Origin of the sequence: Leifsonia sp. NPDC056824 (genome assembly GCF_042789575.1) — a bacterium.
Taxonomy (GTDB): domain Bacteria; phylum Actinomycetota; class Actinomycetes; order Actinomycetales; family Microbacteriaceae; genus Leifsonia.
Map to the genome: position 1 here is coordinate 370360 of NZ_JBHUAV010000001.1, position 10400 is coordinate 380759.

The 10400-nt window shown below is 67.1% G+C and carries 7 protein-coding genes; all 7 read right to left on the reverse strand.

Annotation, left to right across the window (positions count from 1 at the left end; genetic code table 11):
* Window positions 1-16 precede the first annotated feature (16 nt).
* The 7 genes from ACFRFH_RS01945 to ACFRFH_RS01975 all read right to left on the reverse strand — a co-directional run bounded on the left by ACFRFH_RS01945 (window position 17) and on the right by ACFRFH_RS01975 (window position 10387).
* Window positions 17-484 carry a type II secretion system protein gene (locus ACFRFH_RS01945; RefSeq protein WP_382461323.1) on the reverse strand — a complete coding sequence of 156 codons (468 nt, stop codon included), beginning with the start codon at window positions 482-484 and terminating at the stop codon, window positions 17-19.
* 234 nt (window positions 485-718) lie between these two features.
* Window positions 719-1195, reverse strand: coding sequence for a type II secretion system protein (locus tag ACFRFH_RS01950; protein WP_382461324.1), 477 nt, complete (start codon window positions 1193-1195; stop codon window positions 719-721).
* Window positions 1196-1359: 164 nt separating this feature from the next.
* A complete protein-coding gene (locus ACFRFH_RS01955) occupies window positions 1360-2589 on the reverse strand; it encodes a type II secretion system F family protein (protein ID WP_382461325.1) in 1230 nt (409 codons plus the stop codon).
* Window positions 2589-4280 carry a type IV pilus twitching motility protein PilT gene (locus ACFRFH_RS01960; RefSeq protein WP_382461326.1) on the reverse strand — a complete coding sequence of 564 codons (1692 nt, stop codon included), beginning with the start codon at window positions 4278-4280 and terminating at the stop codon, window positions 2589-2591. The genes ACFRFH_RS01955 and ACFRFH_RS01960 overlap by 1 nt, the downstream gene beginning before the upstream one ends.
* Before the next feature lie 13 nt (window positions 4281-4293).
* On the reverse strand, window positions 4294-5964 hold the full coding sequence (locus ACFRFH_RS01965) for a GspE/PulE family protein (RefSeq protein ID WP_382461327.1): 1671 nt from the start codon (window positions 5962-5964) through the stop codon (window positions 4294-4296).
* A 227-nt stretch (window positions 5965-6191) separates the two neighbouring features.
* On the reverse strand, window positions 6192-6422 hold the full coding sequence (locus ACFRFH_RS01970; protein WP_345834026.1) for a hypothetical protein: 231 nt from the start codon (window positions 6420-6422) through the stop codon (window positions 6192-6194).
* Between the two features lie 89 nt (window positions 6423-6511).
* Window positions 6512-10387: a DNA-directed RNA polymerase subunit beta' gene (locus ACFRFH_RS01975; protein WP_382461328.1), complete on the reverse strand. Its 3876-nt coding sequence runs from the start codon at window positions 10385-10387 to the stop codon at window positions 6512-6514.
* Between the last annotated feature and the right edge of the window lie 13 nt (window positions 10388-10400).

The window sequence follows — 10400 nt, forward strand, 5'->3', positions numbered from 1 at the left end:
ATCCGCCCACCGCGGATCAGCAGCCGGCTGGCTTGGTCTTCGACGCGCCGGTCGAGTCGGTCGCGTAGAACACGGTGTGACCGCTGCTCATGCTCGTAGCAGTGACGCAGAAGCCGCTCCCCGCGGCAGCCGGGACGTAGCTCAGGGTCTGCGTGTTGTTGCTGAGGCTGGCACCACCGCTGATCGCTTCCGGGGTGAGGATCTTTCCAGTGGAGTCGATCACAGCGGTGGAGGTCGGCAGGGCGCCGGTGCTCGTCTGCATGCTGACGACGGCGGTCTTGAGGTTGACGACGTCGGACTGGGCCGAGCTGTCCTTGGCGTTGTCCTGGATGCCCAGGTACACCGGGATCGCGATCGCGGCGAGGATGCCGATGATGATCACGACGACGAGGAGCTCGATCAGGGTGAAGCCCTTCTCGACCTCTTCGCCCTGAAGGAGGGCCTTGCGGCGGGCGTTGAGCGTGCCCATGAGGCGGAAATACATCGCAGGTTTCCAATCGGTCGGAGAACTTCTGGGGCAGACCGGGTGCGAAACGATCCCGATCGGGTTCGATGCTATTTCGCGGGAAACGTGCAACTTAATCCCGCGAGTGGGGGGTTTAAAGCATTTCGGTGGCCCCAGTTGAGGGGCTCTCAGTATGGTTTTGTCCGCCAAAACGGGGACAAAAGCCGGGTAGGACTGCTGCCGCAGGCGCTGCCGCCCTACCCGGCGCCGGCATTACGGGCAGACGCTGCCGGTCGGCTTGGTCTTGGTCGCCCCGCTGGAGTCGGTCGCGTAGAACACGGTGTGATTGGTGCTCATGCTCGTCGCCTCGACACAGAACTGGCTGCCGGTTCCCGGGGTGTAGCTCAGGCTCTGCGTGTTGTTGCTGAGGCTGGCACCACCGCTGATCGCAGCGGTGGTGAGGATCTTTCCAGTGGAGTCGACCACAAGGGTGGAGGGCGTCGGCAGGGCACCGGTGCCCGTCTGCATGCTGACCACGGCGGTCTTGAGGTTGACGACGTCGGACTGGGCCGAGCTGTCCTTGGCGTTGTCCTGGATGCCCAGGTACACCGGGATCGCGATCGCGGCGAGGATGCCGATGATGATCACGACGACGAGGAGCTCGATCAGGGTGAAGCCCTTCTCGACCTCCTCGCCCTGCAGCAGGGCCTTACGACGGTTGTTCAGCGTGCCCATGAGTCGGAAGTACATTGCAGTGTCCATTCGGTCGGGTGTCGGGAGACCGGGCTAGGAGACTCCCGATCGAGACCGATGCTATTTCTGAGGAAAGATCCAAGATAATCCCGCATGTGGGGGGTATTCTTGATGTTTTTGTCCCCAGTTGAGGGGCTGTCACGACCCGGAAGGCGCACGCCCTAGTGGATCAGCGTGGCGATCTGGAAGATCGGCATGTAGAGCGCGACGATCATGCCGCCGATCACGACTCCGAGGAAGGCGATCAGGAGCGGCTCGATGAGGGACGTCAGCGCCTCGGTCATCGACTCGACCTCGTTGTCGTAGAACACCGCGATCTTGTCCAGCATCGTCTCCAGCGAGCCGGCGTCCTCGCCCACCGCGATCATCTGGGTGACCATCGGCGGGAACACGTCCACCCGTGACATGGGCTTGGCTATGGACTCGCCCTTTCGCACCGAGTCGGCGACCTCCTCCAGCGCGTTCTGGATGACCCAGTTGCCCGAGGTCGCGCCCACGATGTGGAGGGCCTGCAGGATCGGCACGCCTGCGCCGATCATGTTGGACAGGTTCTTCGAGAACCGCGCGATGGCGATCTTCTTGTTGAGGGCGCCGAACACGGGTATCCGGAACTTGATGGGGTCGGTGCGCCTGCGGACGTTCTCGTTGTTCTTGTTGACCCGCCACCACAGCACCGTGCCGATGATGAGGACGGCGAGAAGCGGGCCGAGCCACACCATCGCCGCGGACAGGTTGACGAGGATCTGCGTCGGCAGCGGGAGCTGACCGCCCAGGCTCTGGAACATGTTCTTGAAGATCGGGACGATGAAGATCAGCATCACCACGACGGAGACGAGGGACATCACCAGCACGACGACCGGGTAGGTCATCGCCGACTTGATCGTGGCTCGGAGCTTGACCTCCTTCTCGAAGTTCTCCGCCACCGAGGACAGGGCGTTGTCGAGGAAGCCGCCGGTCTCGCCCGCCCGCACCATGCTGATCATCAAGGGCGGGAAGTCTACGTCGTGCTTCGCCATCGCCGACGACAGCGACGTGCCGTCCTCGACGTCGTCCCGCACCTGGCCGAGGATCTCCTTCAGCCGCTTCGACTCGGTCTGGTCGGCCAGGATGTTCAGCGTCCGCAGCAGCGACAGGCCGGAGCCGATCATGGTCGCCATCTGACGGCTCATCACGGCGAGGTCCTTGAGCTTCACGACCTTCTGGAAGCCGGGGATGGAGATCTCCTTCTGGAGTCCCGTGCCGGCCGACGACTCCTGGATGGAGACAGGACTGAGGCCCATCGCCCGCAGCCGGACGACCACCGCGCCCTCACTGGGCGCGTCCAGCTTGCCTTTGACGAGCTTCCCGGCATTGGTGCGGCCCGCGTACGCGAAGGTCGCCGAGCCGGCCATCAGCGCACCGTCCCGGAGTAGCGGTCGCCGAAGTCCGGGCCGCTCTCGGCGATGGCCCACGCGGAGGCTGCTGTGGGCGACTCCACGCGCTGGATGAGCCGGTCGAGCCCGACCGGATCGTGCGCCTTCTCGAACGCGGCTCCGCGGGTGATCGCGCCCGAGTCGACGAGGTCGGCGAGGTGTTGGTCCATCGTGTGCATCCCCAGATCGCGGCCCGCCTGCATCATCGAGCCGATCTGGTAGGTCTTGCCCTCGCGGATCAGGTTCGCGATGGCGGGCGTCGTCAGCATGACCTCTGTCGCGACGGCGCGACCACGGCCGGACGCCTTCTTGACCAGAGTCTGACAGATCACACCCTGGAGGGTCGCAGCGAGCTGAGCGCGCACCTGCTGCTGCTGGTGCGGCGGGAAGACGTCGATCACACGGTCGATCGTCTGCGGCGCATCCTGGGTGTGCAGGGTCGCGAAGACCAGGTGGCCGGTCTCGGCGGCCGTGAGGGCCACGGAGATGGTCTCCAGGTCGCGGAGCTCGCCGATCAGGATGACGTCGGGATCCTGGCGGAGGACGTGCTTGAGGGCGTTGTTGAAGCTGTGGGTGTCGTGCCCGACCTCGCGCTGGTTGACGAGCGCCTTCTTGTGCGTGTGCATGAACTCGATCGGGTCCTCGACCGTCACGATGTGGTCGGCGCGGGTCGTGTTCACCAGGTCGATGAGCGCGGCCAGCGTGGTCGACTTCCCGGAACCGGTCGGGCCGGTGACCAGCACAAGTCCGCGCGGCAACTGCGACAGCTTGGAGACGCTCTCGGGGATGCCCAGCTCGTGCAGGCCCTTGATCTCGGTGGGGATGAGACGGAAGGCCGCACCGACCGAGCCGCGCTGCTGGTAGATGTTCACGCGGAAACGCGAGTTCGCGGAGATCGTGAACGCGAAGTCGAGTTCGAGCTCCCGCTCGAAGACGACGCGCTGACGCTCGTCGAGGAGACTGAACAGGGCTTCGCGCGTGCGCTCGTGGCCCCACGGCTGGGCGGAGCCCGCCGGGGTGAGCGCGCCGTCGATGCGCACCATGGGCGCCGCGCCCACCGTGACGTGGAGGTCGGAGGCGCTCAGAGTGACAACCGTGCGCAGTGCGGCGACCAGCTCCTTGTCGGCTGCCGCCAGCGTCTCGCGCTCGGCGGGGGTGAGAGTGTGCAGGCCGCCATCCTCGTCGGACTCGACCTCCGGAGCAGGGGGCTGCGCTGCGACCGGAGGCGCCGCCGGCGCGGGGAGGTCGGCGAGCGCAGCCGTCGGGGTCGCGGTGGGCGACTCATAGCCCGCTGCGGGCGGCTGGTACACGGGCGTCGACGGCTCGTACGACGGGGCCTGGTAGGCACGAGCCGGCGCCTGGTACACGGGTGCCGGGGGCTCGTACGCGGGCGGCTCGTACCCGCTTACCGGCGGCACGTACGCGGGAGGCTCCACCGGCACCGGCGCGAACTCGTACGCCGGGGACGGCGGCGGTGCGGCCGGTGCGGCCTCCTCCGCGGGCGACGGCAGGAACGACGCAGGCAGGGTGTCCGCGAACGCATCGAAAGGACCGGAGACCGGGCGTGCCCAGCCCGGCGCCTCCGGAGGAGTCAGCGGGATCTCGTAGATCGGACGGCCCTCTGCGGCCCTTGCCGCGTTCCAGCCCTCGTTCGTCGCATCCGTTGCCATTTGAATCCCTTCCTCAGGCGACCACGCGCAGAATCTCGTCGACCGAGGTCTGACCGAGCTTGACTTTCTCCCAGCCGTCCTCGCGGAGCGTCAGCATCCCCTGCTCGCGGGCCGCCCGGCCGATCTCGGCGCTCGACGCGCGCTCGACGGTGAGCCGCTCGATCTCCTCGGTGACGGCCATGACTTCGTGAACGGCGAGACGGCCCCGATAGCCGGTGTTCGAGCACGCCTGGCAGCCGACCGGTCCGAAGATCATCGGCGGCTCGCCCTCCGGGTCCAGCGCGAAGCGCATCCGGATCAGGTCGTCCGTCTCGTACGCGAGCGGCTGCTTGCAGCGCTCGCACAGCCGGCGGGCAAGTCGCTGGGCGACGACGCAGTCGAGCGCCGAGCCGACCAGGAACGGCTCGATGTCCATCTCGGTGAGACGTGTCACCGCGCTGGGGGCGTCGTTCGTGTGCAGCGTCGACAGCACCAAGTGCCCGGTCAGCGACGCTTCGATCGCGATCTGCGCCGTCTCGTGGTCGCGGATCTCGCCGAGCAGCACCACATCCGGGTCGCTGCGAAGGATGCTGCGCAGCGCGCTCGCGAAGGTGAGACCCGCCTTCGGGTTCACCTGGACCTGGTTGATCCCCGGCATCCGGTATTCGACGGGGTCCTCGACGGTGATGACGTTGATCTCCGGCTTCGACACCACGTTCAGCGTCGTGTAGAGCGTGGTCGACTTGCCGGAACCGGTGGGGCCGGTGACCAGGATCATCCCGTACGGCTTGGAGTACGCCGTCTTGAACGTCTCCAGGTTGCGGTCGAGAAGATTGAGGTCGCGAAGCGTGAGCGACGTGTTGGTGTTGTCCAGGATTCGCATGACGACCTTCTCTCCCCACACCGTGGGGAGGGTCGCGACGCGCAGGTCGATCTGCCGGCCGCCGTGGACGACGGACATGCGGCCGTCCTGCGGCTTGCGGCGCTCCGCGATGTCTATGTCGCTCATGATCTTGAGCCGCGAGATGACGCCGTTCTGCACCGTCTTGGGAGCGGACTGCATCTCATGCAGCACGCCGTCGATGCGGTAACGGACCCGAAGGCTGTGCTCCCCCGGCTCGATGTGGATGTCGGAGGCGCGGTCCTGGATGGCCTGGCTGACGATCAGGTTCACGAATCGGACGATGGGCGCTTCGTCATCGGCCAGTTCATCGGTGATCGCGGCGGAGCTCAGCTCCTCGGGCGCAGCCTCGTCCTCGAGGGTGGTGGTCAGGTCGTTCAGCTCGTCGTCGGCTCGGATGTACCGGTCGATGGCGGCCGCGAGGTCGGTGGGCTCGGCGACGACGGCGACGATGGGCATCCGGGCGGCAGCGCGGACGTCGTCCAGCGCGAGGACGTCACCCGGGTCGGCGGATGCCAGCAGGAGGGCACCGTCGACGACGCCGATCGGCAGCACATTGTGCCGTTTGCAGATCGCGCCGTTCACCAGCGCGACCGCGGCGCGGTCGACGGGGTAGTCCACGAGCTCGACGAAGGGCGCGCCGGCCTGGGCCGCGCGGGCGCGCGCGAGCTGCAGCGGTGTGATGGCACCGCGCTCGACCAGCTCGCGCACGACGGACTCCTCCGACGCCGGCTCGCTCACCGAGTCCAAGTACTCGATGGGCAGGTGGCCGTGAAGGATGAGGATCTCTGTCATGGACGCCACGGGGACCTCCTCGGATAGCAGGTCTGCCGGCGTCGGGTCACCGGCAGAGCGTCGCCGTCCCCCGGGCGAGTCTCCGGGCGGGGCGAAGCCTTGTCACCCTAACTTCCGCTGAGGGTCGCTCAACAGTCCCGCTTGCGGGTGCCCCATTAAAGGGGGACACTCCATCTCTTCCGGACTTGTGTACGCGACACGCCGTGCGGAGGCGTACAGAACTCCGGGAGAGATGGTCAGCGGCGCCGGAGATCGCCGCGACGGCTCGCGAGGTAGACGAGGACGCCGGCCAGCACGGCGCAGCCCATCGTCGTCATCCAGAACGGGAGGGTACCTGCGGCGTGCCCGGAGACGGCCTGCACGATGCCGACCACGAAGCTCACCACGGCGACGACGAGCGCCACGGCCGCGAAGCCGACCATCGAACGGCCGACCGTGTCGGTGTATTGCAGCAGCTGTCTCCACACCGTTCCATTGTCCCGTACCCGGGAGGCCGGGAACGACGAAGGCCCCCGGCAAGCGCCGGGGGCCTTCGTGGTACGGACTACCTACACGCTCAGTTGTAGGTGCCCGGGGTGTAGTCGTCCGAGCTGAAGCTGTCGAAGTCGACGAAGCTCAGGTCGTTCTCGCTGAACGCGGAGTCGTCGGCGAAGATGCGGTTGGGGTACCGCTCCGCCTTGGCCTCCTCCGTCGCCTCCACCGAGACGTTCCGGTAGCGGGACAGGCCCGTGCCGGCCGGGATGAGCTTACCGATGATGACGTTCTCCTTGAGACCGATCAGCGGGTCGGACTTGCCCTCCATGGCCGCCTGCGTCAGGACGCGGGTGGTCTCCTGGAAGGACGCGGCCGACAGCCACGACTCGGTCGCCAGCGAGGCCTTGGTGATACCCATGACCTCCTGACGGGCGGACGCCGTCTTCTTGCCCTCGGTCAGCGCAGCGCGGTTGATCTCGTTGTACTTCGACCGGTCGACGAGCTCACCCGGGAGCAGGTCGGTGTCGCCGTGGTCGACGACGGTGACCTTGCGGAGCATCTGACGGACGATGACCTCGATGTGCTTGTCGTGGATCGGCACGCCCTGCGAGCGGTAGACGCCCTGGACGCCGCCCACCAGGTGCTTCTGCACCTCGCGGACGCCCTTGACCCGGAGGACTTCCTTCGGGTCGACGGTGCCGACGATCAGCTGCTGGCCGAGCTCGACGCGCTGGCCGTCCTCCACCAGGAGGGTCGAGCGCTTCAGCACCGGGTAGACGTGCGGCTCGTCGCCGTTGTCCGGGGTCAGGATGACCTTGCGGGACTTGTCCGTCTCCTCGATGACGATGCGGCCGGCGGCCTCGGCGATCGGGGACGCACCCTTGGGGGTACGCGCCTCGAACAGCTCCTGCACGCGCGGCAGACCCTGGGTGATGTCGTCCGCGGAGGCCGAACCACCGGTGTGGAAGGTACGCATCGTGAGCTGCGTTCCGGGCTCACCGATCGACTGGGCGGCGATGATGCCGACCGCCTCGCCGATGTCCACCAGCTTGCCGGTCGCGAGCGAACGGCCGTAGCAGGCGGCGCAGACGCCGACCGCCGACTCGCAGGTGAGCACCGAGCGGACCTTGATGTCGGTCACGCCGGCGGCCACCAGCTTGTCGATGAGCACATCGCCCACGTCCTCGCCGGCCTTCGCCACGACGTCGCCGTTCGAGCCCACGGCGTCGGCCGCGAGCGTGCGGGCGAACACCGAGTTCTCGACGTTCGGGTCGCGCGTGAGCACGCCCTCGGCGTCGGCGGTGGCGATCGGGAGGTCGAGGCCCTTGGTCGTGCCGCAGTCGTCCTCGCGGATGATGACATCCTGCGAGACGTCCACCAGACGACGGGTCAGGTAGCCCGAGTCCGCCGTACGGAGGGCCGTGTCGGCCAGACCCTTACGGGCACCGTGCGTCGCGATGAAGTACTCCGCCACCGACAGACCCTCGCGGTACGAGGAGATGATCGGGCGCGGGATGATCTCACCCTTCGGGTTGTTCACCAGACCACGCATACCGGCGATGTTGCGCACCTGCAGCCAGTTACCACGGGCACCGGAGGTGACCATGCGGTTGATGGTGTTGTCGACCGGGAAGTTGGCGCGCATGGCCTCGGCCACCTCGTTGGTCGCCTCGGTCCAGATCTTCACCAGCTCCTGGCGACGCTCGAGGTCGGTCGTGAGACCCTTCTCGAACTCCGCCGTGATCTTCGCGGCCTTCTTCTCGTAGCCGGCCACGATCTGCGCCTTGTTCGGCGGGGTCAGGATGTCGCTCAGCGACACCGTGACGCCCGAGCGGGTGCCCCAGTAGAAGCCGGCGTCCTTGATCCGGTCGAGCGCCGCGGCGACCTCCACCTTGGGGTAGCGCTCCGCCAGGGCGTTGACGATCGACGAGATCTGGCCCTTGTCGGCGACCTCCTCCACGTACGGGTAGTCCGCCGGCAGCGCCTCGTTGAAGAGGGCGCGGCCGAGGGTGGTCTCCACGATCGCGGTGACGGGCGTCGCACCGGTGTCGGCTGCGTCGGACGGCACGTAGTCGTTCAGGCGGATCTTCACCTTGGCGTTGAGGTGCAGCGAGCCCTGGTCCTTCGCGAGGATCGCCTCGGAGACCGAGGAGAACGCGCGACCCTCGCCCACAGCGCCCTCGCGGACGGTGGTGAGGTGGTGCAGACCGATGATCATGTCCTGCGAGGGCAGGGTGACCGGGCGGCCGTCGGACGGCTTCAGGATGTTGTTCGAGGCGAGCATCAGGATGCGGGCCTCGGCCTGGGCCTCCACCGACAGGGGCAGGTGCACAGCCATCTGGTCGCCGTCGAAGTCCGCGTTGAACGCGGCGCAGACGAGCGGGTGCAGCTGGATGGCCTTGCCCTCGACGAGCTGAGGCTCGAACGCCTGGATGCCGAGACGGTGCAGGGTGGGAGCGCGGTTCAGGAGGACGGGGCGCTCGCGGATGATCTCCTCGAGGACGTCCCAGACCTGCGGGCGCGAACGCTCCACCATGCGCTTGGCGGCCTTGATGTTCTGAGCGTGGCTCAGGTCGATCAGGCGCTTGATGACGAACGGCTTGAACAGCTCCAGCGCCATCTGCTTGGGCAGACCGCACTGGTGCAGCTTGAGCTGCGGACCCACGATGATGACCGAACGGCCCGAGTAGTCCACGCGCTTGCCGAGCAGGTTCTGGCGGAACCGGCCCTGCTTGCCCTTCAGCATGTCGCTGAGGGACTTGAGCGCGCGGTTGCCGGTGCCCGTGACCGGGCGGCCGCGGCGGCCGTTGTCGAACAGCGCGTCGACGGCCTCCTGGAGCATGCGCTTCTCGTTGTTCACGATGATCTCGGGAGCACCGAGGTCGAGCAGGCGGCGGAGACGGTTGTTGCGGTTGATGACGCGGCGGTACAGGTCGTTCAGGTCGGAGGTCGCGAAGCGGCCACCGTCGAGCTGGACCATCGGGCGCAGCTCCGGCGGGATGACCGGGACGACGTCGAGGACCATCGCGGCCGGCGAGTTGCCGGTGGCCAGGAACGACGACACCACGCGCAGGCGCTTGATCGCGCGGATCTTCTTCTGACCCTTGCCGTTGGCGATCTGCTCGCGGAGCAGCTCGGCCTCGGCGGCCAGGTCGAAGGCCAGCAGGCGGCGCTTGATCGCCTCGGCGCCCATGAACGCCTCGAAGTAGAGGCCGTACCGGTCGACGAGCTCGTTGAAGTCCGCGTCCTCCGGCTTGAGGTCGCCGACCTTGAGGGTGCGGAACGACTCCCACACGCGCTCGAGGCGGGCGATGTCCTCGTCGTAGGACTTGCGGATCTGGCCCATCTCCTTCTCGGAGGTGTCCTTGACGCGACGCTTCTGGTCGGCCTTGGCACCTTCCTCCTCGAGGGCGGCGAGATCGGTCTCCAGGCGCTGCAGACGCTCGGCGACGCGGGCGTCGCGCTGGTCGGCCAGCGTCTTGATCTCCAGGCGCAGCTCGTTCTCCAGGCCGGGGAGGTCGGCGTGACGGCCGTCCTCATCCACCTGGATCACCATGTAGGCAGCGAAGTAGATGACCTTCTCGAGGTCCTTCGGCGCCATGTCGAGCAGGTAGCCGAGACGGCTGGGCACACCCTTGAAGTACCAGATGTGCGTGACCGGCGCGGCCAGCTCGATGTGGCCCATGCGCTCACGGCGGACGGAGGACTTGGTGACCTCCACACCGCAGCGCTCGCACACGATGCCCTTGAACCGGACGCGCTTGTACTTGCCGCACGAGCACTCCCAGTCGCGGGACGGGCCGAAGATCTGCTCTCCGAACAGGCCGTCCTTCTCGGGCTTCAGCGTGCGGTAGTTGATCGTCTCGGGCTTCTTGACCTCGCCGTAGCTCCAGCGACGGATGTCGTCGGCGGTGGCCAGGCCGATACGCAGCTCATCGAAAGTTGTCGATTCGAGCAATGTTTCACTCTCT